Source organism: Variovorax sp. E3, from assembly GCF_016082275.1.
Lineage (GTDB): Bacteria > Pseudomonadota > Gammaproteobacteria > Burkholderiales > Burkholderiaceae_C > Variovorax.
Genome location: NZ_MOWM01000110.1, coordinates 1 through 25,994, shown reverse-complemented (window position 1 = coordinate 25,994; position 25,994 = coordinate 1). Strand labels below are relative to the sequence as shown.

Sequence of the window (25,994 nt, the reverse complement as noted above, 5' to 3'; positions counted from 1 at the left end):
CCCAGGCGTCGGGCACCTCGGCCATCGCTCTCGGCAGCGCCTCGGGCACCACTCAGGGCGCGGTGGCGTCGGGCAACGGCAGCACTGCGATCGGCGGCGCGTACAACGGATCGGCCGGCGCATCGGCGCTGGCCACGGGCGGTGTGGCCGTCGGCTCCGGCAGCCAGGTCGCGAGCGGCGCGACCAACAGCGTGGCCATCGGCGCCAACGCGGTCGCCACGGCGGCGAACACCGTTTCCTTCGGCTCGGCGGGCCAGACGCGCATGCTCGTCAACGTCAGCGCGGGCGCGGTGAACGCCACCAGCACCGATGCCATCAACGGCAGCCAGCTCTACACGGTGCAGCAGACGTCCAACACGGCCCTGGGCCTAGCGCAGAACTCGGCTCAGTACGGCGCGGGCGGCACCTCGCTGCAGCTCAACGCCAACGGCGGCGCGGGCACCACCATCAGCAACGTGGCCGCCGGACAGGCCAGCACCGACGCGGCCAACGTCGGCCAGGTACAGCAGGCACAGCAGACGGCCGTCACCACCGCGAACAACTTCACCGTGCAGCAGGTCAACGCGCTGCAGGCGCTGATGAACCAGGCCCTGTCCAGCGGCGTGTGCGCGGTGAACGCGGGCGGCTCCGTGGCCTGCGGCCCGGGCGCTGGCGCGAGCGGCGCGGGCAGCACCTCGATGGGCACCAATGCGCAGGCCAACGGAGACAACACCGTGGCCGTGGGTAACGGCGCGCGGGCCGATCACGCGGGCTCGGTCGCCATCGGCGCGGGCGCGAAGGCGCTGGCCGATCCCACCACCGCCGTGGGCAACAACGCCATCGCCAGCGGCAACAACGCCGTCGCGCTGGGCGCCAACACGCTGGCCAGCGGCAACAACGCGGTGGCGCTGGGCCAGGGCTCGGTGGCCGATCGCGACAACACGGTGTCGGTGGGCAACGCCGCCACCAACCAGTTGCGCGGCATCACGAATGTCGCCCCCGGCGTGCTGGGCACTGATGCCGTCAACGTCAACCAGCTGCAGCAGGTCGTGGCCAACGCGACCAGCCAGGCCAACGCTTTCGCCGCGCAGGGCGTCGCGGCGGCGCTGGCCATGCCGTCGATGCCGATGCTGCCGACAGGCAGGAAGTGGGTGGGCGCGGCCGTCGGCAACTACGCGGGCGCGTCTGGCGTGGGCATCGCCTTCGGCTATCAGGTCAACGACAACCTGAACCTGGGCGCAGGGCTCTCGACGGCAACGAGCAGCGGGAACGGGAGCCGAGTGGCGGCGCGGGTGCAGGCGGGGTATGCATGGTGAGGGGACGCATGGCGCCTCTGCCAAAGCAGAAAGTTCGATAGCTGTCGCCGGTCGCCGGTCACTGAAAGCCCGTTATCAAATGGATAGCGGGCTTTTTGCCTTTTGGCGCATGCAGAAAGTCGCCCCAATCCCGCCCCCGTGCAGACATCCCCCATCAGCAGGAGAATCCCCAGGCCTTCAAGCGCCCTGCAGGGCCGAGGCCACCAACTCGCCCCTCTCCGCGCATGTCCTCCCCGCCCACCGCCCCGACCCCCTCGTCTTCGTTCTCCCTGCGGCGCATCGCCATCCCCGCGTTCGGACCGTCCCTGCTGTTCGGCCTGGGCGAGGGCGCCATCCTGCCCATCGTGCCGCTCACCGCGCGCGAGCTGGGCGCCTCGGTGCCCATCGCCGCCTTGATGGTCGCGCTGATCGGCATCGGTTCGCTGTTCAACAACATCCCCGCCTCGCTGATCACCATGCGCTGGGGCGAGCGCTGGGCGATCGTCGCGGCGGGCATCTGGAGCGGCCTGGGCATGGCCCTGTGCGTGTGGACCTCGCACCTGGGCCTGTTCGCCGCGGGCTGCTTCATGGTGGGCATGTCGCAGTCGGTCTACAACCTTGCGCGGCAGAGCTACATGACCGAGGCCGTGCCCGTCGAATACCGGGCGCGCGCGTTGTCGACGCTGGGCGGCGTCATGCGCATCGGCATGTTCGCGGGGCCTTTTCTCGCGGCGGGCGCGGTGCATGCGTTCGGGCTGCCGGCGGCCTACGTCCTCGGCATCGTGGCGGTGCTGGGGGCGGCGGCGCTCGGCGCGCGCATTCCCGACCTGGAGGCGCCGCCCGTGCCGCACGGGCAGGAGCCGCCCGCCGCGCCGACCATCGTCTCCACCCTGCGCGACTACCGGCATGTGTTCCTCACGCTGGGCATCGGCGTGGTGCTGGTGAGCGCGGTGCGCGCGTCGCGCCAGGCCGTGATTCCGCTGTGGGCCGACCACCTCGCGCTGGCGCCGTCGGTGGCCTCGCTGATCTACGGCCTGGCCGGCGGCATCGACATGCTGGTGTTCTATCCGGCCGGCAAGGTGATGGACCAGAAGGGCAGGCGCTGGGTCGCGGTGCCCTCGATGCTGATCATGGGAGCGGCGATGCTGCTCATGCCGCTGACGACCGGCGTCTTCACGCTGCTGCTCGCGGCGCTGGCCATCGGTTTCGGCAACGGCATCGGCTCGGGAATGATCATGACGATCGGCGCCGACCACTCGCCCCGCCACGGGCGCGCGCACTTCCTCGGCGTGTGGCGCCTGATGTCCGACATCGGGTCTTCATGCGGCCCCGCATTGCTGTCCTTCCTGGCCGCCAGCCTGTCGCTGGCCGCAGGCATCGCCGTGACCGGGCTCATCGCCTTTGCCGCCGCGGGAACGCTGGCGTACTGGCTGCCGCGAAGCGGCAAGGCCCACGGCGCCGTGCCAAGGCCGACCAAATAGCCGCCCCCGCGGCTTGAACCACCGCACACGGCCGGGCGCCTTGTCCGGCATCCGCGCGCGCGCTTCAGGCGCCGCGCGCCGGGGGCTCGGCCGCGCCTGACGCCTTCGCGGCGCGATGGCGCCCGGGCCCCTGCGGCAAAGATTGCCGAATTTTGATAACGCCCGGGGCACCGCGAACCCTAGTCTTCGGTCACGGCCAACGCAGGACGTTCGTTGCCGAGCCGATCCCGCACCCTTTCCCCGAAAGTGAACCGCGAATGACAGAAGCTTCCGCCGCCGCCGGCACCACGCTGTTGCTGCGCAATGGCGCCATCTACACCATGGACCCCGCGCGCCCTGGGCCGACGCGCTCGCGGTCCGCGACGGCCGCATCGTCGCCGTGGGCACCGAGGACGAGGCACGCGCCGCCGTGCCGAGCGCCACCCGCACTGTCGACCTGCGGGGCCGCATGGTCATGCCCGGCATCATCGACGTGCACAACCACTTCCTGTGGGCGGGCCAGGCGGAGCTGTACGAGACGAACTTCGCGCCCACGCTGTCCCTGGCGCAAGTGCTGGAGCGCGTGCGCGAGGCCGCGGCCAAGGAGCCCGCCGACGGCTGGATCGTCGGCGGCATCTGGGGCAGCGGCCTGTTCGGCGAACTCACGAGAGAAGCGCGCACGCTGCTCGACGAAGCCGCCGGCGGACGGCCGGTGATGCTGCGCGACGACTCCCACCACAACCGCTGGGTCAGCACCGCGGCCCTGCGCCTGGCCGGCATCGACGCCGGCACGCCCGACCCGCTCAACGGCGAGATCGTGCGCGACCCCGCCACCGGCGAGCGACCGGGCTGCTCATGGAGTCCGCTTCGGCGCTCGCGGAAATCGCCGTGGGCAAGGCGATGGCGCTGTCGCCGCAACGCGACTTCGATGCCGGCGCGCACGCGATCCGGCGGCTCAACGCCTGCGGCATCACCGGCTCGCAGGAGGCCCTGACCACGCGCTCGGTGATGAACGCGATCAAGGCGCTCGACGACGCGGGCCGGCTCACCGCGTGGGTGGTCGGCTCGCTGCCGGTGGTCGAGGCCGCGCTGGCGCCGGGTGAATGGGGCGAGACCCTGTTCGCGCTGCGCGACAGCTACCGCACGCGGCACTTCCGCCCCGATGCCGGCAAGGTGTTCCTCGACGGCGTGCCGACCTCGCGCACCTCGGCCATGCTGGAGCCCTACCTGCCCGACACGCTGCACGGCTGCTGCTTTCGCGGCAGCACCACGCTGACGGTGCCGCAACTGGCGCGCGCGCTGGCCGACTGCGAGGCGCGCGGCATCGCCGTCAAGATCCACTGCGCGGGCGACGGCGCGGTGCGCTCGGCGCTCGACGCGGTAGAGGTGGTGCGCAGCTTCAACGGGCCGGGGCTGCTGCACCAGATCGCGCATGCGAGCTTCATCGACCCGGCCGATGTGCCGCGCTTCGCCGCGCTCAACGTGGCGGCCGACCTGTCGCCGATGCTCTGGTTTCCTGGCGTCATCGTGGAGGCGATCCGCACCACCGTGCCGGAAAAGCGCGTCGACCGCTTCTGGCCCAACCGCGACCTGCACGAGTCGGGCGCGCTCATCGCAGGCGGCTCCGACTGGCCCGTGGTGTCCGACCCCAACCCGTGGGTCGGCATCCAGGGCATGGTCACGCGGCGCGACCCCACGGGCATGTTCCCCGGCGCGCTGTGGCCCGAGCAGGCGCTCGACCTGGCCACGGTGCTGCAGGCCTACACGCTGAACCCGGCGCGCGCGATGGGCATGGCCCACGAGACCGGCTCGCTCGAGGTGGGCAAGTCAGCCGACCTGATCGTGCTCGACCGGCACCTGTTCCGCATCCCGAGCGAAGAACTGGCGGCCACGCGCGTGCTCGCAACCTACTTCGAAGGCGTTGTCGTCCACGAGGCCGAAGCATGACGAACGCCGTGGACCCGCGCATTCCCGTGACCCTGCTGACCGGCTTTCTCGGCAGCGGCAAGACCACGGTGCTCAACCACCTGCTGCACCGGCCCGAGCTGGCCGACACGGCGGTGATCATCAACGAGTTCGGCGAGATCGGCATCGACCACCTGCTGGTCGAGCAGGTGGGCGAGAACCTGCGCGTGCTCAACAGCGGCTGCCTGTGCTGCACCGTGCGCGGCGACCTGATCGACACGCTGCGCGACCTCGACGCGCGCCGCGAGCGCGGCGAGATCGCGGCGTTCGCGCGCGTCGTCATCGAGACCACGGGCCTGGCCGATCCGGCGCCGGTGCTGCACACCCTGATGGTCGACCCCGCCGTCACGCCGCGCTACCGCTTGGACGGCGTGGTGACCACGGTGGACGCCGTCAACGGCGCGGCCACGCTCGACCACCATGCCGAGGCCGTGAAGCAGGCCGCCGTGGCCGACCGCCTGCTGCTGACCAAGACCGACCTCGTGACCGCCGCCGCCGTCGACGCGCTGGCGGCGCGGCTGGTGGCGCTCAACCCCACCGCGCGCATCAGCTGCGTGATCGACGGCGACGTGGTGTCGGGCGACGTGCTGGGCGCCGAGCAATGCGACCCGTTGCTGAAGTCGGCCGACGTGCGCGCGTGGCTGGCGCAGGAGGCGCACCGCGCCGGGCACCGGCATGCGCATGACCATTCGCATGACCATCATCACCATCACCACGACGTGAACCGCCACGACGACCACATTCGCGCGCACTGCATCGTGCTCGACGCGCCGCTGCAGGAGGCCGCGTTCCTTCACTGGCTCGACCTGATGGCCGTCATGCGCGGCGAGAAGCTGCTGCGCGTGAAGGGCCTGGTGCAGGTGGCCGAGCGGCCCGACGAGCCGCTGGTGGTGCACGGCGTGCAGCACGTGTTCCACCCGCCGCGCCGGCTGCCGGCGTGGCCGTCGGCCGACCGCCGCACGCGTCTCGTGTTCATCACGCGCGACATCGCGTACGACGAGATCGCGCGCACCTTCCAGCAATTCGCCGGCGTGCGCCTGCCCGCCGCGCAGCCCCTCACACCCCACGGAGCGCTTCACCATGACTGACACCGCACGAGCCCCCCTGTCCCTGTCCGGCAGCGCCGCATCCGTCGACCTGGGGCGCCGCCGCTCGATGGCGCTGGCGGCCGCGGCGGTGGCCTTTCCCGGCTTCGCGCTGGCGCAGTCGCGGCCCATCAAGATCGGCTACATCACCGCGCTGTCGGGCGTGCGCGCACCGTTCGGCGTGGCCGACGAATGGCACCTCGCGCGCATGCGCGACATGCTCAAGAACGGCCTGGAGATCAACGGCAAGCGCCACGCGGTCGAGATCGTCATGAAGGACAACCAGTCCGACCCCAACCGTTCCCAGCAGGTCGCCAGCGACCTCGTGCTGCGCGACAAGGTCGACCTGATGCTGGTGCAGGACGGCGACGCGTCCGCGCCCGCCGGCCAGCTGTGCGACGTGCACGGCATCCCGATGATCTGCACCATGGCGCCGTGGCAGGCCTTCTTGTTCTCGCGCAACGGCACGGTCGAGAAGGGCTTTCCGTTTTCCTTCACCTTCTTCTGGGGCGCCGACGACGTGGTGAAGAACTTCGTCTCGATGTGGGACAGCATCAAGACCAACAAGACCGTGGGCACGCTGTTCATCGACAACCCGCCGGGCCAGGCTTTTGCCGACCCGCAGCGCGGCATGCCGCCGGGCCTGCGCGGCGCGGGCTACCAGGAGGTGCCGGCCGGCTTCTTCAAGATCGCCACCGACGACTTCTCCAACCAGGTCGCGGCCTTCAAGGCGAAGAACGCGCAGATCGCCACCGGCTTCATGTTCGAGAGCAACTTCGCCACCTTCTGGAAGCAGGCGCAGCAGGCGGGCTACCGGCCCGAGGCCTGCACCATGGCCGCGGCCTTCCTGTTCCCGAGCGCGCTGAAGGCGCTGGGCAGCGCGGGCAACGGCATGTCGACCGAGGTCTGGTGGACGCCGGCCTTTCCGTTCAAGTCCTCGCTCACCGGCCAGTCGGCCAGGGAGTTCGCCGCCGACTGGGAGAAGTCCACCGGCAACCAGTGGACGCAGCCGCTGGGCTACGCCCACGCGCTGTGGGAGACCGGCATCGCGGCGCTGAAGGGCGCGGCCGACCCGCTGGACCGCAAGTCGGTGCGCGACGCCATCCGCGGCATGTCGCTGGACACCATCATCGGCAAGGTCGACTTCAAGAACAGCCCGATCAAGAGCGTGGCCAAGACCGCGCTGGTCGGCGGCCAGTGGCGCCGCGCGGCCGACGGCTCGCGCTTTCCGTTCGAACTGCAGGTGGTGGGCAACCCGACCGCCCGGCACATTCCGGTGGACGGCGAACTCAAGCTGCTGTCGCAGCTGAAGTGAGCGGCGCCATGGTGCTGGCGGTCAGCGGCCTGTGCAAGGCCTACGGCGAGATCGTGGTGGCCGACGACGTGGGCTTCTCGCTGGCGCACGGCGAATGCCTGGGCGTGATCGGGCCGAACGGCGCGGGCAAGAGCTCGCTCTTCAACCTGCTCACCGGCGTGGCGTCGCCCGACCGCGGCAGCATCCGGCTGGACGGGCACGAGCTGGTGGGCCTGCCGGCGCACCGCCGCGCGCGGCTGGGCATCGCGCGCGCGTTCCAGATCCCGCAGCCCTTCGCGAACCTCACGGTCTACGAGAACGTGCTGGCCGCCGCCACCTTCGGTGCAGGGCTGCATGGCGCGGCCGCGGCCGAATCGGCCATGGCGGCGCTGGAGCGCAGCGGCTTGAAGGGGCACTGGGCCACGGCCGCCGGCGCGCTGCCGCTGCTGGACCGCAAGCGGCTCGAAGTGGCCAAGGGCATCGCGGGCCATCCGCGGCTGCTGCTGCTCGACGAAGTGGCCGGCGGCCTCACCGAGCGCGAGGTGCAGGCGATGGTGGAACTGGTGCTGGAGCTCAAGCGCTCGTATGCGGTGATCTGGATCGAGCACATCGCGCATGCGCTCAAGGCGGTGGCCGACCGCGTGCTGGTGCTGCACTTCGGCCGCAAGCTGCTCGAGGACACGCCGCACGCGGCCATGGAAAGCGCCGTGGTGCAGGAGATCTACATGGGAATACCCGCCGATGCCGCTGCTTGAAATCGACACGCTCGACGTGTTCCACGGCGACCTGCAGGCGGTGTTCGGCGTGTCGCTCGCGGTCGCCGGCGGCGAGCGCTGGCGCTGATCGGCGCCAACGGCGCGGGCAAGTCGACGCTGCTGAACGCCATCGTCGGCCTGCTGCCGGCGCGCGCCGGCAGCGTGCGCTTCGACGGCCGCGCGCTGGGCGGCATGCCGGCCGAGCGCATCGCCGCGCTCGGCATCGCGATGGTGCCCGAGGGCCGCCTGCTGTTTCCCTCGCTCACCGTGGAAGAGAACCTGCGCATGGGCGCGCTCACGCGGCGCGGCGGTCCGTGGAACCTGGCCTCGGTGTATGCGCTGTTCCCCATGCTGCGCGGCCTGAGCCAGCGGCCCGCGACCAGCCTGTCGGGCGGCCAGCAGCAGATGGTGGCGGTGGGGCGCGCGCTGATGTCCAACCCGCGGCTGCTGCTGTGCGACGAGCTCTCGCTGGGCCTCGCGCCGCTGGTGGTCGAGGAAATCTACCGCGCCTTCGAGCGCATCCGCGCCGACGGCATGGCCATCGTGCTGGTCGAGCAGGACGTGGCGCGCGCCTGCGCCGTGTCCGACAGCATGCTGTGCCTGCTCAAGGGCCGCGTCACCCTGGCGGGCGCCGTGGCGGGCGTGTCGCACCAGCGCATTGCCGCCGCATATTTCGGGGAGTGAAGAAACCATGGACTGGGTATCGACGGTGGTCAACGGTGCGTTGCTCGGCGGGCTCTACGGCCTGTTCGGGCTCGGGCTGGCGCTGGTGTTCGGCGTGATGCGCGTGGTGAATCTCTCGCACGGGGAGTTCATCGTGATGGGGGCCTACCTGGGCGTGTTTCTGGTGGCCTCGATGCCGCAGGTGCCGCCGTGGCTGATGGTGGTGCCGGTGGCGCTGGCCGGTTATGCGGCGGGCTGGCTGCTGCAGGCCGGTGTCGTGAATTTCGCGGTGCGCACGGGCGACCCGCTCACGCCGCTGATGCTGACCTTCGGCCTCTCGGTGATCCTGCGCAACGTGATGGTCGAGCTGTTCGGCGCGGACTCGCGCGCCATCGACGGCGGCGCGCTCACCAGCGCGGGCTTCGACGTCATGGGCCTGCGCATCGGCGTGTACCCGCTGCTGGTGCTCGGCCTGGGCGTGGCGCTCTTCGGCGGGCTGCAGTGGCTCTTGCACCGCACCGAGTTCGGCCGCGTGGTGCGCGCAACGGCCGACGCACCGCGCGTGGCACGGCTCATGGGCGTGGCGCCGGGGCGGGTGTTCAACAAGGTGATGGGGCTGTCGCTGGCCTTTGCTGCGGTGGCGGGCTTCCTGCTCGCGCAGCGCACGTCGTTCACGCCGTTCTCGGGCGCCGAACGCATGCTGGTGGCCTCGAGGTGGTGATCATCGGCGGGCTCGGCTCGTTCTGGGGCGCGCTGCTCGGCGGCATCGCGCTGGGCATTGCGCAGCTGGTGGGGCAGAAGCTCGATTCCAACGCGGGCTCGCTGTATGCGCACCTGCTGTTCGTGCTCACGCTGGTGCTGTTGCCCAGGGGTCTGGCGGGAGCACGCCGGTGAGCGGGGGCAAGGCGCTGGCCGCCTGCCTGGCCGCCGTGGTGCTCGCGGGCATGGCGGCGCTGGCGCCGAGCTTTGCCGATGCGGGCGCGTTGCGCCTGTGCGCCGAGATCCTGCTGGCCATCTGCATGGCGCAGATGTGGAACCTGCTCGCCGGCTACACGGGGCTGTTCTCGCTGGGCCACCAGCTGTTCGTGGGCGTGGGGGCCTACACGCTCTTCGAGGCCTCGCAGCGGCTGTCGCTGCCGCCGTACTGGGCCTTGCCACTGGCCGGGCTCGCGGGCGCCGCCGCCGCCGCGCTGATGGCGCCGGCCTTGTTCCGCCTGCGCGAGGCGCACTTCTCGATCGGCCTGTGGGTGTTCTCCGAGATCGTCTACCTCGTGGTGTCGAAGACCAAGGCGCTGGGCTCCACCTCGGGGCGCGCGCTCGACCTGTCGAACGTGGCGGACCCGGAGTCCTTCCAGTCGGTCGCCTTCTGGCTGGCCTGCGCCATCGGCATCGGCGCGCTGGTCGGCGTGTACGCGCTCATGCGCTCGCGCCTGGGCCTGGCGCTCATGACCGTGCGCGACAACGAACTGGCCGCGCGCAGCGTGGGCGTGGACGTGTGGCGCGTGCGCTTTCCGGCCTTCGTCGCCTCGGGCTTCGGCTGCGCGCTGGCCGGCGCGGCCTACTACATGGGCGCGATGTTCGTCTCGCCCGATTCCGCCTTCGACGTGAACTGGGTCGTGATGATGATGTTCGCCACGCTCATCGGCGGCGTCGGCACCATCGAAGGGCCGGTGATCGGCGTGCTGATCTGGTTCGCGTTGCGCGAGCTGCTGGCCACCTGGCTGGGGCTGCCGGGCGGCTGGTACCTGATCGGCATGGGCGCGGTGGCGATGGTGGTCAGCGTGCTCGCGCCGCGTGGCCTGTGGGGCACGCTGCAGGCGCGTTGGGGCTGGCGCGGCCTGTCGGTGCGGCGCGTGCCGCCGACGTCAGCGGCGATGCCATCAGGCGAGCTTCAGCCGCCGCGCGCGGTGCGCAGCGTGGCCGAGGGCAGCTCGCCGAACTGACGCTTGTAGTCCAGCGAGAACTGGCCCAGGTGCCAGAAGCCCCAGCGCGCCGCGACGTCCTGCACGCCGGTGCGCATGTCCTGCACGGCCTTGAGTTCGCGGCGCACGCCGTTGAGCCGCACGGCGCGCAGGTACTTCACGGGCGTGATGCCCAGCACGTCCTGGAAGCAGTAGTTCAGCTTGCGGCGGCTCGCGCCGATGCGGCTGCACAGCTGCAGGATCGACAGCGGCTCGTCGGTCTGCGAGAGCATCAGGTCGCAGGCGCGGTCGACCACGCGCTTGCGCGCGGCCGAGGTCTTCAGGTCCGTCGTGTTGACCTCCGCGGGCAGTGCCTCGATCCACTCCATCAGCACGGCGTCGCGCAGCTGCGTCAGCGCGGCACTGGGCGCCATCGGCGTGCCCAGCGTGGCCAGCGCGCCCAGGTGCAGCGCCTTCAGCGTGCGCGCGGTGTCGGCGGGCACCGGCAGCACGGTCTGCTTGTCGAGCCAGGGGGCCAGCGGTGTCTGGTAGATGCGTTCCCACAGCGGGTTGAGCAGGTCGGCGTTGACCACCACGCCGATCATGCTGAACAGCGCCGGGCTGCACAGGTCGAGGTCGTCGGCGCGGCCGGCCATGACGGCATCGGCATCGAGCCGCTGGCCGTTGAAGAACGCGGCCTCGGGCAGGTCCAGCGCCATTGCGAAGCCGTAGCGGCCTTGCCCGAGCTGACCGCGCTGGCGCATGGCCTGGCTCGCGCTTTCGTGCACCAGCCGCAGGCCGGGCAATTGCAGGTGGCGCACCGCGCCATGGAAGCTGCCGGCCGAGAGTTGCTCGTAGCGCAAGACCCAGTCGGGCTGCGAGGCGGCGTGCGCGTCGATGTCGTCGGTTTCGACGAAGTGGCCCCAGGCCTGGCCATGGGCCGGCGCGAGGCGAGGGGACTGCATTGCAGGGACCATGGATGCCATTCCGCAGAGACAGCCGGTAGCGTTCGACCGGCCCGCTCCACTGATATTAGTTTCATCGACAACGAATTCGGGCTCGTGTTTACCCGCTGTCGCCGCTGCCGTGTCTGTTGCGCAAGGGCTGTGGCAGGCGTTCAGGCGGGTTCTTCGTCGCTGCCGTCGGGCTCGAACCCCGCGGTGCTGGCGAACAGGTCGCCCATGATGTCCTCCAGAAATTCGAGCCGCTGCGGCGTGATGCCGGCAAGCAATTGCCGTGCCGTTTCAACCGCCAGCGGCACCATCTCGCGGTAGATGCGAAGGCCCTGCGGCCCCAGCGACACGATGACCTTGCGGCGATCACCCTCGTCGGGCTGCATGTTCGCCAGCCCGAGGTCGACCAGCCGGTGCTGCGCGCGGCTCACGCGGGCCTTGTCCATGCTGGTCTTGCGCGCGATCTCCAGGGCCGACAGCGGCCCGTACTTGCCGAGCACCACCACGATGCGCCACTCCGGAATCTGCAGCGAGAAGCGCTGCGAGATCGCGCGCCCGACCGACTGGCTCAGCCGGTTGGCCACCACCGACAGCTGGAAGGGCAGGAAGGCCTCGAGGTCGAATGCCGGTGCGGGGCGTCGCGTGGGCAGCTTGCGCTTCCTGGGCGCGGAAGCCTGGCGAGGGACGGTGGTGCGGGGCATGCATCGACTCCGTGTGTGAACGCGCCTGTCGCGCGAAAAAGTATATCGACGCGCCTCGCATGAACGGACGCATCAAGCGCCGCGTGTGCATGCCGCACTTCAATCGTGCGCGTTTTCGATAACGGTCCGGTGCCCCGCTGGAGAGACTAGCCACGTCACACACCGACACCCATTGCATGAACGACTTCCAGTATCCGCCTCCCGCCCTGCATGTCGCCGGCCGATGGCTCTCGCAGGCTTCGGGCGGCGAGCGCGCCGTGGTCAATCCGGCCGACGGATCGACGCTCGCGCAGCTGCCACTGGCCGGCGCGAGCGAGCTGCAGGCCGCCGCCGAGTCGGCGCGGCGCGGCTTCGCGCAGTGGCGCAAACGCAGCGCGCACGAGCGCTTCGGCGTGCTACGCCGCGCCGCCGAACTGCTGCGCGAGCGCGCACCTTCGATTGCGCGAACGCTCACGCTGGAACAGGGCAAGCCGCTGGCCGAAGCGCTGCGCGAGGTCGTGCTGTCGGCCGACATCATCGACTTCCAGGCGGAGGAGGCCAAGCGGCTCTACGGCCGCACCGTGCCGCCGCGCGTGCCCGGCATCCTGAGCCAGACCGTGACGCGCCAGCCGGTGGGGCCGGTGGCCGCGTTCACGCCGTGGAACTTTCCGATGAACCTGCCGGCACGCAAGCTGGGCAGCGCACTGGCCGCCGGCTGCAGCGTGGTCGTCAAGCCCGCGGAAGAAACGCCGGGCACCTGCATTGCGCTGGTGCAGGCGCTGCTCGACGCCGGCGTGCCGCCTGACGCCGTCAACCTCGTGTGCGGAGACCCGGCGCGGGTGTCGTCGTTTCTCATCGGCCATGAGGCGATACGCAAGGTGTCGTTCACCGGCTCGGTCGCGGTGGGCAAGCAGCTCGGCGTGCTGGCCGCGCAAGGCGTGAAGCGCTACACGCCGGAGCTGGGCGGGCATGCGCCGGTGATCGTCTGCGAAGACGCCGACTTCGGCTTCTCGCTCAAGAGCGCGGTGCTTGCCAAGTACCGCAACGCGGGCCAGGTGTGCGCGTCGCCGATCCGCTTCTACGTGCATCGGCGCCACTTCGACGACTGGGCCGCGGGCTTTGCACGGGCCGCGTCGGCGCTGCGCATCGGCCCGGGGCTCGACGCGCAGACGCAGATGGGCCCGCTGGCCCATGCGCGGCGCATCGAGGACATGGAGCGCTTTGTCGACGACGCATGCGCGCAGGGCGCGCGCCTGCTGTGCGGCGGCCATCGCATCGCGCGGCCGGGTTTTTCTTCGAGGCCACGGCCTTCACCGACGTGCCGCCCGGTTGCCTGCTGGCGCGCGAGGAACCCTTCGGCCCCATTGCCACCATCGAGCCGTTCGATGCGCTGGACGACGCCATCGCCAGGGCCAACGACTCGCGCTACGGGTTGGGCGCCTACGCCTTCACGCGCGACCTGCAGGTGGCGCACCGGCTGGGCGAGGAGATCGAGGCCGGCATGGTCGGCATCAACCACTTCGGCGTCTCGCAGCCCGAGATGCCCTTCGGCGGCTGGAAGGAAAGCGGCCACGGGCACGAGATGGGCGCCGAGGGCCTGCTGGCCTACACAGAAATCAAGACAGTCATCGTCGGCACACCGAACTGAAGAAGCGAAGCATTTCCATGACATCCATCGACACGCTCAAGCACGACAACGCAAAATTCATCTGGCACCCCATGGCCCATCCGCGGGCCATGGAAGCCGACCGGCCCGACATCATCGCGCGCGGCGAGGGCTGCTGGATCTGGGACGTCGACGGCCACAGGATGATCGACGGCGTGGGCGGCCTGTGGTGCTCCAACCTGGGCCACAGCAACCGCCGCGTGCGCGACGCGATCGTGGCGCAGCTCGACGAGCTGCCCTTCTACAACACCTTTCGCGGCACCACGCACGTGCGCGCCATCGAGCTGTCGAAGCGGCTGGTCGGCATGATGGCGCCCGAGCAGGTGAGCGCCGTGATGTTCAGCAACGGCGGCTCCGACGCGGTGGAAAGCGCGCTCAAGCTCGCGCGCCAGTACCACCGCCTGCGCGGCCAGCACGACCGCACCAAGTTCGTGAGCCTCAAGCAGGGCTACCACGGCGTGCATTTCGGCGGCATCTCGGTCAACGGCAGCACCAGCTTTCGCCGGCCCTACGAGCCGCTGCTCGGCGGCTGCTCGGTGATCGACACGCCCTGGCTCTATCACAACCCCTACAGCCAGGACCCGCATGAGCTCGGCGAAATTTGCGCCAACCTGCTGGAGCGCGAGATCCAGTTCCAGGGGCCCGACAGCGTGGCCGCTTTCATTGCCGAGCCCATCCAGGGTTCGGGCGGCGTGATCGTGCCGCCGCCCAACTACTGGCCGCGCGTGCGCGAGATCTGCGAGCGCCACGGCGTGCTGCTCATCGCCGACGAGGTGGTCACCGGCTTCGGGCGCAGCGGGCAGCTGTTCGGCACGCGGCTGTGGGGCGTCAACGCCGACATCTGGTGCCTGGCCAAGGGCATCTCGTCGGGCTACGTGCCGCTGGGCGCGACGGCCATCGGCCGCAAGGTGGCCGAGGTGTTCGAGGCCGACGCCAGCGGTGCGGGCACCGTGGCGCACGGCTACACCTACAGCGCGCACCCGGTGGCCGCGGCCGCGGCGCTGGCCACTTTCGACGAGATCGAGGCGCTGGACATTCCCGGCCACGTGGCGAGGTGGGCGCGCATTTCCAGCAGCGGCTGCGCGGCTTCGTCGAGCGCTTCGCGCTGGTGGGCGACGTGCGCGGGCTCGGGCTCATGGCGGGCATCGAGATGGTGGCGGACAAGGCGCGCGCATTCCGCAGCCGCGCGGCAGCGACATTCCGGCGCGCGTGGCGCGGGCGGCCTACCGGCGCGGCGCGATGGTGCGCATCTCGGGACCGAACATGATTCTGTCGCCGCCGCTGGTGATCACGCGCGAGGAGGTCGACCATCTCGTCGACATTCTGGAGGCGTCGTTCGCCGAAGTGCAGGCCGGCGCGCAGTGAGGCGAGATGCGCGCGACACCGACCATCCTGCTCATCGGCACGGCCGACACCAAGAGCGACGAGCTGCTGTTCATCCGCGAGCGCATTGCCGCGGCCGGCGGCCGGGTGCTGTTCATGGACGTGGGCGTGCTCGCGCCCGGGCGCTGCACCCCTGACATCCGCAACGACGCCGTGGCCGAGGCCGCCGGCACCGCGCTGGAGGCCGTGCGCGACTGCGGCGACGAGAACCGCGCGATGACCGTCATGGCGCGCGGCGCCAGCGTGCTCGCGGCGCAACTGCATGCGGCGGGCCGCATCGACGGCATGCTCGCGCTGGGCGGCACCATGGGCACCGACCTGGCACTCGACGTGGCCGAGGCACTGCCGCTGGGCGTGCCCAAGCTGGTGCTGTCGACCATTGCGTATTCGCACCTCATTCCGCCCGAGCGCGTGGCGCCCGACCTCATCATGGCGCTGTGGGCCGGCGGCCTGTACGGGCTGAACAGCCTGTGCCGCTCGTCGCTGGCGCAGGCCGCGGGCGCCGTCGTCGGCGCGTGCCGCGGCGCCGAGGTACCGCGCCGCGAGCGGCCGCTGGTCGGCATGACCTCGCTGGGCACCAGCGGGCTGCGCTACATGCGCAGGCTCAAGCCGGCGCTGGAGGCGCGCGGCTACGAGCTGGCTGTGTTCCACACCACGGGCATGGGCGGGCGGGCCTTCGAATCGATCGCGGCGCAGCGCGGTTTCGTCGCGGTCATGGACTTCAGCCTGCAGGAGGTGGCCAACCATGTGGCCGGCTCCTGCGTGACGGCCGGGCCCGACCGCCTGCTGGGCGCGGGGCGCGCGGGCGTGCCGCAGATCGTGGCGCCCGGCGCGGTGGACATGGTCGACTTCCAGGCCTGGCAGGCCGTGCCGGCGCGCTATGCCGACAGGCCGCAGCATGCGCACAACCGCCTCATCGCTTCGGCCAGCACCGCGCCCGAGATGCGGCGCGAGGTGGCGCGCGGCATCGGCCGGCGCCTGGGCGCGGCGACCGGGCCCACCTGCCTGCTGCTGCCACTGGGCGGCATCGAGGAATGGGACCGCCCCGGCCAGCCGCTGCACGACCCTGAAGGCCTGGCCGCCTTCGTCGACGAGATGCGCGCCTGCGCGCCCGCCAACGTGCGGTTGGTGGAGCTCGACGCGCACATCAACGACGACGTGTTCGCCGATGCCGCGATGGCGGTGTTCGACGCGTGGGTGAGCGACGGCCTCATCGCCGCCGGAGCCCGCCCATGAAGCGCGCGCTGGTGCTGGACTTTGGCGGCGTGATCAGCCGCACGCTGTTCGAGACGCATGCGCTGAGCGAGCAGGCGCTGGGGCTCGCACCGGGCACGTTGAGTTGGCGCGGGCCCTTCGATCCGGCGGCCGATGCGCTCTGGCGCGACATGGAAGCCGACCGCATCAGCGAGCGCGACTACTGGATGGCGCGCACCCGCGAGGTCGGCCGCCTGGTCGGCGAGGAGTGGGACCGCATGGAAACCTTCGTGCGGCGCGCGCGCGGCGCCGACGTGGCCTCGGTGATCCGCCCCGAGGCCGTGGCCGCCATCGAGGCCGCCAAGGCTGCGGGATGCCGGCTGGCCGTGCTGTCGAACGAGCTCGACCTGTTCTACGGCGAAGACTTCCGCAGGCAGCTGCCGCTGCTCGCCGCCTTCGACGTGGTGGTCGACGCCACCCACACGAAGATCCTCAAGCCCGATGCGCGGGCCTACCGGCTGTGCACCGACCAGCTCGGCCTGCCGCCCGGCGCCTGCGTCTTCGTGGACGACCAGCGCCGCAACATCGACGGCGCCGAGCGCGCGGGCATGCAGGTGGTGCACTTCGACGTGAAGCAGCCCGCCGCCTCGTACCGCCGCGCGCTCGACCTCCTTGGCATCGCGCCCATGGCGCATCGAACCCCGGACTGAATGCAGATGACTGAAACCACGAACACCGCCGTGAACGCCGCGCGCGTCGAAGAACTGATGCGCGCCGAGCAGGCGCGCTACGCCGCCACCCACGCCCGCTCCGGCGCGCTCTACAAGGAGGGCAAGGGCAGCTGGCTCTACGGCGCGCCCTCGCACTGGATGCGCCGCTGGATCGGCGGCTGGCCCATCTACGTGCAGGACGCGCCGCGCGACTACGGCGTGCGCTTTTCCGACGTGGACGGCAACGACTACGTCGACTTCTGCCTGGGCGACACCGGCGGCATGTGCGGCCACGGGCATCCCGCCGTGGTCGAGGCGCTGGCGCGGCAGGCGCGCGTGGGCAGTTCGCTGATGCTGCCGACCGGCGATGCGCAGTGGGTCGGCGACGAACTCAAGCGCCGCTTCGGCCTGCCGTACTGGAACCTCACGACCTCGGCGTCGGACGCCAACCGGGCCTGCATCCGGCTGGCCCGCATGATCACCGGCCGGCCGCGCGTGCTGGTGTTCTCGGGCTGCTATCACGGCAGCGTGGAGGAGGCCCACGTCGAGCTGAGCGAAGGCGATGTGCGGCTGCGCAACGGCATTCACCCGAATGCCTTTCCGCATGCGGAGCTGTCGCGCGTGGTCGAGTTCAACGACGTGCCGGCACTCGCGGCGGCGCTGCGCGCGGGCGACGTGGCGTGCGTGCTCGCCGAGCCCGTCATGACCAACTACGGAATGATCTCGCCGCAGCCCGGCTTTCACGAGGCGCTGCGGCGCCTGACGCGCGAGACCGGCACCGTGCTCGTGATCGACGAGACGCACACGCTCTCCAGCGGGCCGGGCGGCTACACCCGCGCGCACTGGCTGGAGCCCGACATGTTCGTGGTCGGCAAGGCCATCGCGGGCGGCGTGCCGGCGGCGGCGTTCGGGCTGAGCCAGGCCACGGCGGAGCGCGTGTGGGAGGTGCTGCCGCCGGTGCCGCCCACGGTGCGCCAGAGCGCGCACGCGGGCTTCGGGGGCACACTGGCCGGCAACGCGCTCACGGTGGCGGCCATGCGCGCGGTGCTGTCGCAGGTGCTGACGCACGAGGCCTTCGAGCGCATGCTGGCGCTGTCGCAGCGGCTGCAGCAGGGCGTTGACGACAGCATCGCGCGGCGCGGCCTGCCGTGGCACGCCGCGCGCGTGGGGGCGCGGGTCGAGACGCTGTTCTGCGCCGAAGAGCCGCGCAACGCGTCGGACATGCGGCGCTTTCGCGACGGCGCGCTCGAGGGCCTGCTGCACCTGTACCTGATGAACCGCGGCGTGCTGATCACGCCCTTCCACAACATGATGCTGTGCTGCCCCGGCACCGCGACCGACGACGTGGACCGGCACAACGCGGTGTTCGACGCGTTCGTGGGGGCGCTGTGCGCATGACGCCGCAAGTCTTTGCGCTCACGGGCAAGGTCGCGCTGGTCACGGGGGGCGGGCGCGGCATCGGCGCGGCGATTGCCTCGGTGTTCGCGCAGGCCGGCGCGCGCGTGCTGATCGCCAACCGCACGCCCGAGGCCGGCGATGCCGTGGCGGCTTCGATCCGCGCGGCGGGCGGCACGGCGCAGGCCATCGGCGTCGACATCGGCCGGCGCGAAGAGGCGGCAAGGGCGGTGGCCGAGGCGGTGCAACGCTTCGGCGCGCTCGACATCGTGGTGCACAACGCGGCCATCAACCCCTGGGCCCGCATCGAGGCGTTGGGCGAGCCGGCGCTGCGCGAGACGCTGGCCGTCAACCTCGAGGCCTGCTTCTGGCTCGCGCAGGCCGCGCTGCCGCACTGGCAGGCGCGCGGCGGCGGGCGCATGCTCGTCACCTCGTCGGTCACCGGACCACGCGTGGCGATGCCCGGCTGCGCGCACTACGCGGCGAGCAAGGCGGGCGTCAACGGCTTCATCCGCAGCGCGGCGCTGGAGCTGGCGGGGCGGCATGTCACGGTGAACGGCGTGGAGCCCGGCTACATCGCCAAGCAGGGCGGCTCGCTGCTGTCGGACCCCGCGCGCGCGGCGCGCATCGCGCGCTACATTCCGGCCGGTAAACTGGGGCGGCCCGAGGACATCGCCTACGCCATGTGCTTCCTCGCGAGCGAGGCGGCGCGCTACGTCACCGGTCAGACCCTGGTGGTCGACGGCGGCTCCACGCTGCCGGAAAGCCCCATGTTCCAGGAGCAGCCATGAGCCGCCTGGCCGGCAAGGTGGCCCTGGTGCTGGGCGCGGCCAGCGGCATCGGCGCCGCTGTGGCCGTGCGCTTCGCGCGCGAAGGGGCGGCGGTGGTGGCTGCGGGGTTGGGGCATGAGCGGCCCGACCCGTTGCTGCGCGAAGCCGGGCTGCAGCCGTTGCCGTGCGACGTGCGGGACGACGCGCAGATCCTGTCGCTGGTGCGCACCACGCTGGCCACGCAGGGCCGCATCGACGTGCTGGTGAACGCGGCCGGCGTCATCGCGAACGACACGGCGGCCACCATCGACGACGCGCAGTGGGCGCGCATGCACGACATCAACCTGGGCGGCGCGATGCGTGCCATGCGCGCGGTGCTGCCGGGCATGCTGGCGCGCCGGTCGGGCGCGATCGTCAACATCGCCTCGGTGGCGGCGTTCAATGCCGGCGCGGATGCCGCGAGCTATGCGGCAAGCAAGGCCGGGCTCGTCGCCCTGACGCGCGCCGCGGCGCAGGCGCACGGGCCGCGGGGCGTGCGCGTGAACGCACTGTGCCCGGGCTGGGTCGACACGCCGATGTCCGCGAAGGAGATGGACGACCTGGCGTTGAAGACGGGCCTCACGGCCGCGCAGGCGCGCGAGCGCACGGTGGAGCGCATCGCGCTGGGGCGCATGGCCACGCCGGGCGAGATGGCCGACGCCTGCCTGTTCCTGGCGAGCGACGAGTCGTCGTTCATCACGGGCATCGCGCTGGTGGCGGACGGCGGCTCGCGCGTGCCCGCTTCCGCGCGCGCCGTGTGACGCGGCGCCGGCTTTTCTTTCAGTCGACCCGGATGTTGCGCGCCCGCACCAGCGCGCTCACGCGGCCCGTTTCGTCCCGCACGAACTTCGAGAAGGCCTCGGGTGTGCTGCCCGCGGGCTCCAGCCCCAGCTGCAGCAGCTTCTGGTGCACCGTGGGATCGTTGACCGCCGCCTGCACGGCCTTGCCGAGCTTCTGCACGATGTCGGCCGGCGTGCCCTTCGGCAGGAACACGCCGTTCCACTCGACCACGTTGTAGCCCGGCAGGCCCGATTCGGCGAGCGTGGGCGTGTCGGGCAGCCCGGGTACGCGTCGGGCCGAGCTCACGGCCAGCGCGCGCAGCTTGCCGGACTTGACGTAGCCCAGCGTGGACGCCACGTTGCCGAAGTACGCCGACACCTGCCCGCCCATCAGGTCGGTCAGCGCGGGCGCGCCGCCCTTGTAGGGCACGTGCATCAGGTTGACCTTGGCCTGCTCGTTCAGCGCCTCGCCCGCCAGGTGCGAACCGGTGCCGCCGCCGGCCGATGCGAAGCTCAGCTTGCCGGGGTTCTTGCGCGCGAAGTCCAGGAACTCGGCCACCGTCTTGTAGGGCGCGTTCTCGGGCACCACCAGGATCTGCGGCGCGGTGGCCACCAGCGACACCGGGATGAAGTCTTTCGCGGCGTCGAAAGGCAGCTTGCGCAGCGACGGGTTCACCGAGAACGCCGAGGCGTCGTAGAGCACGGTGTAGCCGTCGCCCGCCGCCTTGGACACGTTGTCGGCGCCGATCACGCCGCCCGCGCCGGGCTTGTTGTCGATCACGATCTGCTGGCCCAGCGCCGCGCTCATTTGCTGCGCGACGATGCGCGCGGTGTTGTCCGCGCCGCCGCCGGCCGCGTAGGGCACGACCATGCGGATCGGCTTCTCGGGCCATGCGGCCCAGCCCAGCAGGGGCACGGTGCAGGCGGCCAGCGCCGCGATCGTCTTCAGGACGCGATGTGTCTTCTTCATGCCGATGTCTCGAGGTTCTTGTGGTTCAGGAAAAGTCGTAGAGCCGCGCCGGGTTGTCGACCAGCACGCGCGTGCGCACGGCCGCGTCGGGCACCCAGCGGCCCAGCAGGTCGAACAGCCGGGCGTCGTCGGGCTTGGCGTCGCGCTCTGTGGAGTGGGGCCAGTCGCTGCCCCACACCAGGCGTTCGTGCGCATGCCGCACCCAGGCCTGCGCAAGGCCGACGGTGTCGGCGTAGCCGCCTTCGGCGCCCTGCTTCGAGTCGAGGTAGGCGCCCGACAGCTTGATCCAGGTGCGGCCGTTGTCGAGCAGCCGACACACGACCGCGAAGGCGGGGTGCGCCTGTGCTTGCGGCAATGGCAACGGCAGCCGCGCGAGGTGGTCGAGCACGATGGGGCAGGGCAGGCGCTCCAGCAGGGTTGCGTGTTCGGCGATCTGGTCGGCGTTCCAGTGCAATTGCAGGTGCCAGCCGAGCGCATGCACGCGGTGCGCGAGCGGCTCGACCATCGAGAAATCGGTGGCCGCGTGGGTCGGCGTGTAGAGCGTGAACCGGATGCCGCGGATGCCGCCCGCATGCAGTTGCGCGAGCTCGGCCTCGCTCACCTCGGGCCGCACCACCGCCACGCCGCGCGTGCACTCGGCGCCGAGCGCGCGAATGGCCGCCAGCGTCACGCGGTTGTCGGTGCCGTGGACGCGCGGCTGCACGACGACCGTGCGCTGCGTGCCGATGCGCCGCTGCAGCAGGCGGTAGTCGTCGGCCGTGGCATCGTCGACCATGGCATCGGGCGGCGCATGCAGCGCGAAGCGGCGGTCGTAGACGTGCATGTGCGCGTCGCAGGCGCCGGCCGGCGCGCTGTCGGCCGGCTTGCGGGTGCCGCTGCTGTTGGGGCAGGCCGTCTCGGGGTGCATGGCTCAACCGGACGCCTGGTCCGTTCCCTTGGCGCGCGCGGGCAGCACGGCATGGGTGTGCTGCCCCAGCGTCGGCGCCGCGAAGGGCTCGGGCCCCGGCGTGCGGCCGAAGCGCACGGGCCGCGTGAAGCCGCGGTAGGTGCCCAGCGTGGGGTGTGAGAACTGCGCCACCATGTCCTCGGCCAGCACCTGCGGGTTGTCGAACATGTCCTCCACGGTGCGGGCGGCGGCGCAGGGCACGTCTTCGCCGAAGCGTTCTTCCCACTCGAGCGCGCTGCGCTCGGCCAGCGCGGCGCGCAGCCGGGGCACGATTTCCGCGGCGTGCTGTGCGCGCTTGCGCACCGAGTCGTAGCGCTCGTCGGCCGCGAGTTCGGGCAGGCCGACCTTGGCGCACAGTGCTTGCCAGAAATGCGGCGTGTTGGCCGAGATGTAGAGGTGGCCCTCGCGCGTGGGGTGCAGGCCGGTGATGCCGCCCGAGCGCATGTCGCGCCCCACGTCCTTGGGTTCGCCCTCGGCCCAGACCATGCGGGCCGACTGCATGGTGAGCGCGGCGCGCAGCAGCGACACACCCACGTACTGGCCGACGCCGCTCTTCTCGCGCTCGTACAGCGCCGAGGCCACGCCCGCGGCCACCAGCGAGGCCGCGTAGTAGTCGACCACCGAGCCGTACAAGATTTCGGGCGGACCGCCGCGCTGGCCCTGCAGCGTGCACATGCCGGTCATGGTCTGCAGCACCTGGTCGTAGCCGGCCTTCTCGCGCATCGGCCCGGTGTCGCCGTAGCCGGTAACGGCGCAGTAGATCAGCCGCGGGTTCAGTTCCTTCAACTGCTCGTACGCAATGCCCAGGCGCGGCGGTACGCTGGGCCTGAAGTTGTGCACCAGCACGTCGGCGGTGGCCACCAGCGTCATCAGCGCGGCCAGGTCGCGCGGGTTCTTCAGGTCGAGCACCACGCCGAGCTTGCTGCGGTTCACGCCGACGAAGGCGCGGCTCTCGGCTTCCAGCGTCGAGGGGTACTTGCGCAGGTTGTCGCCGGTGGGCGGCTCGATCTTGATGACCTCCGCGCCCTGGTCGGCCAGCAGCGAGCAGCCGTAGGGGCCCGCGATGTAGGCGCTCAGGTCGAGCACGCGCAGGCCGCTCAGCGGGCCCGCGGGGCCGCTGCGCGCGGGCAGCGGCGCGGGGTGGCCGGCATCGTGGGAAGGGGCGAGGCTCATGGGTCTTTTCTTTCTCAGTCGGCGGTGATGTTCTGCTGCCTGGCCAGCTTTTTCCAGCGTTCCACGTCGTCGGCGATCACGGTGCCGAACTGGGCAGGCGTGAGCGGCAATGCAATGGCGCCTTCGCGCAGGAAGTTGGCCGCGATCGCGGGCTTGGCCAGGATCTGGTTGACGGCCTGGTTGAGCTTGCCGACCACCTCGGGCGGCGTGCCCGCCGGTGCCAGCAGGCCCCACCAGAGTTCGAATTCATAGCCCGGCACGCGGCCGCCATCGGGGTGAGCTCGGGCGCAATGGGGCTGGGCTTCAGGCTCGTGATGCCGACGGCGCGCAGCTTGCCCGCGCGCACCATCGGCAGCAGCGACGGGCCGCTGGAGATCAGCAGCTGCGTCTGGTTGCCGATCAGGTCGGTCACGGCCGGGCCCATGCCCTTGTAGGGGATGTGCGCGATCTGCAGGTCGCCCACCTTGGCCTTGAGCAACTCGGTGCCGAACTGGTTGACGCTGCCCGAGCCCGACGAAGCGTAGTTGTACTGGCCCGGCTTGGCCTTGATGGCGGCGATCAGCTCGGCCGGCGTCTTCGCGGGGAACTCGTTGTTGACCGCGACGATGAAGGGCCCCTTGGCGAACATGGCCACGGGCGCAAGGCCCTTCACCGGGTCGAAGGGCAGCTTCGACTGCACGGCGGCGTTGGTGGTCATGCTGGACGACACGGCCACCAGCGTGTAGCCGTCGGGCGTGGCGCGCGCGACCTGCGCGGTGCCGGTGTTGCCGCTCGCGCCGGGCCGGTTGTCGATGATCACGGGCTGCTTGAGTTCGTCGCCGAGTTCCTTGGCGACCTGGCGCGCGAAGGTGTCGTTCGAGCCGCCCGCGGGGTAGGGCACCACGATCGTGATGGCCTTGGCCGGATAGGCCGCCTGCGCGAACGCCGCGCCGCCCGGCAGGCAGGCGCAGGCCAATGCAACGGCTGCCAGAGCCCGTGGGCGAAAAATCGATGGAATACGCATGTGTCTTGTCTCCTGGTTTTTTGTAAGGTGCCGTGTGTGGCGCGCCGCTGCGTTCAGCCGGGCAGCAGGCCAAGTCCGCGCGCGCTCTCGACGATGTCGCGCGCGCGGATCACGAAGGGGATGTCGATCATTTTTCCGTCCACCACGTAGGCGCCCACGCCCTTGGCGTCGGCCTCGCGCGCGGCGTCCACCACCTTGAGGGCGTGCGCGATCTCTTCGTCGGTGGGGCGGAACACCTCGTTCGCAATGGCGACCTGGCTCGGATGGATGCAGGTCTTGCCGAGAAAGCCGAGGTTGCGCGACAGCATGGCCTCGGCGCGAAAGCCCTCGGCGTCGCGGATGTCCGCGAAGGCGCTGTCGTAGGCATAGAGGCCGGCTTCGCCCGCCGCCATGCGCATCGCGAACATCGCCTGCTGGATGGCCTGCGGCGCGCGCCGCGCAATGCCCAGGGGCTCGAACAGGTCGCCCAGGCCCAGCTGGAGCCCCTTGACGCGTGGATGCGCGAGTGCAAGCTCGGCCGCCATGCGCAGCGCGGCGGGCGCCTCGATGTTCAGCAGCAGGCCGATGGGCGCCACCACGCCGTGGGCGCGTTCGGCTTTCTCGACGGCTTCGGCGGCGGCGCGCACATGCGCCGCGCTCTGCGGCTTGGGCAGGTTGATGAGGTGCACGCCGGGCAGCGCCACCGCAGCCACGTCACGCTCGAAGTGCGGCGTGTCCATGGCGTTGACGCGCACGATCAGCGTCTTGCGGGTGGCGGCGACATCGGCGCCCGCCAGCAACTGGCGAACGGTGTCGCGCGCCTCGTCCTTGCGGGCTTCGGATACCGCGTCTTCCAGGTCGAGACAAATGCCGTCGGCCGCGCTGTCCAGCGCCTTGGCGAACAGCTCGGGGCGTGTGCCGGGAACAAAGAGTTTGCTTCTCATGCCCGCAGTGTCGGCAGTCTGTGAGCTTAGAAAAACACATGCTCTCTATGATCAGATGATAGAAAATCTATCTTCATGGAAACCGCCTACCTGCACAGCTTTCTCCTGGTGGTGGAATCCGGCTCGATGTCGGAGGCCGCGCGCCGGCTCGACCTCACGCCCGCCGCCGTGGCGCAGCAGATCCGCACGCTGGAGCGCGAACTCAACGCGCCGCTGCTCGCGCGCGCCGGCCGCACGGTGCAGCCCACCGAGGCGGGGCACCAGCTGGTGCAGCGCGCGCGCAACCTGCTCAGGGAGGTCAGCGACATCAAGGCGCTGCTCGGCAGCGATGCGGCGGGCGGCGAACTGCTGGTGGGCACCATCAACACCGCCATCCACAGCCTGCTGCCGGACATCCTCGCGCACTTCGTGAAGACGCATCCGGGCGTCAAGGTGTTCCTGCAGTCGGGCACGACCGCCACGCTGCACCGGGCGCTGCAGCAGGGCGAACTCGACGCGGCCGTGTGCCTGTACCCGACCTTCGCGCTTCCGAAGACCTTCGACTGGTCGTTGCTGCGCGAAGAGCCGCTGGTGCTGCTCGCGCCCAGCCGCCTTGCGCGGCGCGATCCGCACGAGCTGCTGCGCACGTCGCCGCTGATCCGCTACGACCGCAACCTGGGCGGCGGCAAGCAGGCCGACCGCTATCTGCGCGCGGCGGGCATCGTGCCGCAGGAGCGCTTCGAGCTCAGTTCGCTGCTGGCCATCGCGATGATGGTCGACCGGGGGCTCGGCGTGTCGATCGTGCCCGACATCGCGTCGCCGCTGCTGGAGGGCCAGCGCGTGACCAAGATCGCGCTGCCGCTGCCTTCGGAGACCCGGCGCTTCGGCGTGCTGTGGCTGCGCGCGTCGCCCCGGCTGAGGCTGATCCAGGGCTTTGTCGACAGCGCGAAAGGGGTCAGCGAAGGCAAGGGCGTTTCGCGCCGATCTTCCGCACTGGCGGGCGCTCGAAAAAACACGCTATAATCGAGAGCTCA

At 71.0% G+C, this 25,994-nt stretch carries 23 protein-coding genes and 3 pseudogenes; 19 read left to right on the top strand and 7 right to left on the bottom strand.

Annotation, left to right across the window (positions count from 1 at the left end):
- From BMG07_RS28600 to BMG07_RS28560, 11 genes are all read left to right on the top strand, one after another.
- Positions 1 to 1,295: YadA family autotransporter adhesin (locus BMG07_RS28600; protein WP_269759489.1), on the top strand; the 1,295-nt coding region annotated here is incomplete at its 5' end.
- A gap of 224 nt (positions 1,296 to 1,519) precedes the next feature.
- On the top strand, positions 1,520 to 2,755 hold the full coding sequence (locus BMG07_RS28595; RefSeq protein WP_198087367.1) for an MFS transporter: 1,236 nt from the start codon (positions 1,520 to 1,522) through the stop codon (positions 2,753 to 2,755).
- A gap of 379 nt (positions 2,756 to 3,134) precedes the next feature.
- Positions 3,135 to 3,728 carry an amidohydrolase family protein gene (locus BMG07_RS45110; protein ID WP_374221334.1) on the top strand — a complete coding sequence of 198 codons (594 nt, stop codon included), beginning with the start codon at positions 3,135 to 3,137 and terminating at the stop codon, positions 3,726 to 3,728.
- On the top strand, positions 3,623 to 4,681 hold the full coding sequence (locus BMG07_RS28590; RefSeq protein ID WP_374221335.1) for an amidohydrolase: 1,059 nt from the start codon (positions 3,623 to 3,625) through the stop codon (positions 4,679 to 4,681). The genes BMG07_RS45110 and BMG07_RS28590 overlap by 106 nt, the downstream gene beginning before the upstream one ends.
- Positions 4,678 to 5,787 carry a GTP-binding protein gene (locus BMG07_RS28585; protein WP_198087365.1) on the top strand — a complete coding sequence of 370 codons (1,110 nt, stop codon included), beginning with the start codon at positions 4,678 to 4,680 and terminating at the stop codon, positions 5,785 to 5,787. The genes BMG07_RS28590 and BMG07_RS28585 overlap by 4 nt, the downstream gene beginning before the upstream one ends.
- Positions 5,780 to 7,099, top strand: coding sequence for an ABC transporter substrate-binding protein (locus BMG07_RS28580; protein WP_198087364.1), 1,320 nt, complete (start codon positions 5,780 to 5,782; stop codon positions 7,097 to 7,099). Before BMG07_RS28585 ends, BMG07_RS28580 begins: the two co-directional genes overlap by 8 nt.
- Positions 7,096 to 7,833 (top strand): ATP-binding cassette domain-containing protein, encoded by a 738-nt coding sequence (locus tag BMG07_RS28575; protein ID WP_307867109.1) that lies wholly within the window; start codon positions 7,096 to 7,098, stop codon positions 7,831 to 7,833. Before BMG07_RS28580 ends, BMG07_RS28575 begins: the two co-directional genes overlap by 4 nt.
- 78 nt (positions 7,834 to 7,911) lie before the next feature.
- A complete protein-coding gene (locus tag BMG07_RS28570) occupies positions 7,912 to 8,517 on the top strand; it encodes an ABC transporter ATP-binding protein (protein ID WP_307867110.1) in 606 nt (201 codons plus the stop codon).
- 7 nt (positions 8,518 to 8,524) lie between these two features.
- The gene (locus BMG07_RS28565; RefSeq protein ID WP_269759488.1) at positions 8,525 to 9,217 is read left to right on the top strand and encodes a branched-chain amino acid ABC transporter permease; all 693 of its coding nucleotides are present in this window, start codon (positions 8,525 to 8,527) and stop codon (positions 9,215 to 9,217) included.
- The gene (locus BMG07_RS42985; RefSeq protein ID WP_269759487.1) at positions 9,211 to 9,390 is read left to right on the top strand and encodes a hypothetical protein; all 180 of its coding nucleotides are present in this window, start codon (positions 9,211 to 9,213) and stop codon (positions 9,388 to 9,390) included. Before BMG07_RS28565 ends, BMG07_RS42985 begins: the two co-directional genes overlap by 7 nt.
- Entirely contained in the window at positions 9,387 to 10,439 is a 1,053-nt protein-coding gene (locus BMG07_RS28560) for a branched-chain amino acid ABC transporter permease (RefSeq protein ID WP_307867108.1), read from the top strand. Before BMG07_RS42985 ends, BMG07_RS28560 begins: the two co-directional genes overlap by 4 nt.
- On the opposite strand, the gene BMG07_RS28555 is transcribed toward BMG07_RS28560, so the two are convergent.
- Both BMG07_RS28555 and BMG07_RS28550 read right to left on the bottom strand, forming a co-directional pair.
- Entirely contained in the window at positions 10,388 to 11,362 is a 975-nt protein-coding gene (locus tag BMG07_RS28555) for a helix-turn-helix domain-containing protein (protein WP_198087363.1), read from the bottom strand. The genes BMG07_RS28560 and BMG07_RS28555 overlap by 52 nt on opposite strands.
- A gap of 152 nt (positions 11,363 to 11,514) precedes the next feature.
- Positions 11,515 to 12,051: a MarR family winged helix-turn-helix transcriptional regulator gene (locus BMG07_RS28550; RefSeq protein WP_198087362.1), complete on the bottom strand. Its 537-nt coding sequence runs from the start codon at positions 12,049 to 12,051 to the stop codon at positions 11,515 to 11,517.
- 176 nt (positions 12,052 to 12,227) lie between these two features.
- Here BMG07_RS28550 and BMG07_RS28545 point away from each other — a divergent pair.
- The 7 genes and pseudogenes from BMG07_RS28545 to BMG07_RS28515 all read left to right on the top strand — a co-directional run bounded on the left by BMG07_RS28545 (position 12,228) and on the right by BMG07_RS28515 (position 19,948).
- A pseudogene (locus tag BMG07_RS28545) lies at positions 12,228 to 13,678 on the top strand (NAD-dependent succinate-semialdehyde dehydrogenase).
- A gap of 17 nt (positions 13,679 to 13,695) precedes the next feature.
- Positions 13,696 to 15,061, top strand: a pseudogene (locus tag BMG07_RS28540) (aminotransferase class III-fold pyridoxal phosphate-dependent enzyme).
- 6 nt (positions 15,062 to 15,067) lie between these two features.
- A complete protein-coding gene (locus BMG07_RS28535; RefSeq protein WP_198087361.1) occupies positions 15,068 to 16,315 on the top strand; it encodes a Tm-1-like ATP-binding domain-containing protein in 1,248 nt (415 codons plus the stop codon).
- Positions 16,312 to 16,983, top strand: a complete 672-nt coding sequence (locus BMG07_RS28530; protein ID WP_198087360.1) for an HAD-IA family hydrolase — start codon at positions 16,312 to 16,314, stop codon at positions 16,981 to 16,983. Before BMG07_RS28535 ends, BMG07_RS28530 begins: the two co-directional genes overlap by 4 nt.
- Before the next feature lie 6 nt (positions 16,984 to 16,989).
- Positions 16,990 to 18,381, top strand: a complete 1,392-nt coding sequence (locus tag BMG07_RS28525; RefSeq protein ID WP_198087359.1) for an aspartate aminotransferase family protein — start codon at positions 16,990 to 16,992, stop codon at positions 18,379 to 18,381.
- Complete coding sequence (locus BMG07_RS28520; protein WP_198087358.1) at positions 18,378 to 19,169, top strand: SDR family oxidoreductase; 792 nt, start codon at positions 18,378 to 18,380, stop codon at positions 19,167 to 19,169. Before BMG07_RS28525 ends, BMG07_RS28520 begins: the two co-directional genes overlap by 4 nt.
- Positions 19,166 to 19,948, top strand: a complete 783-nt coding sequence (locus BMG07_RS28515; RefSeq protein WP_198087357.1) for an SDR family NAD(P)-dependent oxidoreductase — start codon at positions 19,166 to 19,168, stop codon at positions 19,946 to 19,948. Before BMG07_RS28520 ends, BMG07_RS28515 begins: the two co-directional genes overlap by 4 nt.
- A 19-nt stretch (positions 19,949 to 19,967) precedes the next feature.
- Here the strand turns inward: BMG07_RS28515 and BMG07_RS28510 are convergent, their stop codons facing one another.
- The 5 genes and pseudogenes from BMG07_RS28510 to BMG07_RS28490 form a co-directional block, all read right to left on the bottom strand.
- Entirely contained in the window at positions 19,968 to 20,936 is a 969-nt protein-coding gene (locus BMG07_RS28510) for a tripartite tricarboxylate transporter substrate binding protein (protein ID WP_198087356.1), read from the bottom strand.
- Positions 20,937 to 20,961: 25 nt separating this feature from the next.
- The gene (locus BMG07_RS28505; RefSeq protein ID WP_198087355.1) at positions 20,962 to 21,843 is read right to left on the bottom strand and encodes an amidohydrolase; all 882 of its coding nucleotides are present in this window, start codon (positions 21,841 to 21,843) and stop codon (positions 20,962 to 20,964) included.
- A gap of 3 nt (positions 21,844 to 21,846) precedes the next feature.
- Positions 21,847 to 23,055, bottom strand: a complete 1,209-nt coding sequence (locus BMG07_RS28500) for a CaiB/BaiF CoA-transferase family protein (protein WP_198087354.1) — start codon at positions 23,053 to 23,055, stop codon at positions 21,847 to 21,849.
- A 14-nt stretch (positions 23,056 to 23,069) separates the two neighbouring features.
- Positions 23,070 to 24,058 (bottom strand): annotated as a pseudogene (locus tag BMG07_RS28495) (tripartite tricarboxylate transporter substrate binding protein).
- A 53-nt stretch (positions 24,059 to 24,111) separates the two neighbouring features.
- A complete protein-coding gene (locus BMG07_RS28490; RefSeq protein WP_198087353.1) occupies positions 24,112 to 24,981 on the bottom strand; it encodes a CoA ester lyase in 870 nt (289 codons plus the stop codon).
- A 75-nt stretch (positions 24,982 to 25,056) separates the two neighbouring features.
- On the opposite strand from BMG07_RS28490, the gene BMG07_RS28485 reads away from it, so the two are divergent.
- Positions 25,057 to 25,983: a LysR family transcriptional regulator gene (locus tag BMG07_RS28485; RefSeq protein ID WP_198087352.1), complete on the top strand. Its 927-nt coding sequence runs from the start codon at positions 25,057 to 25,059 to the stop codon at positions 25,981 to 25,983.
- The last annotated feature ends 11 nt before the right edge of the window (positions 25,984 to 25,994 follow it).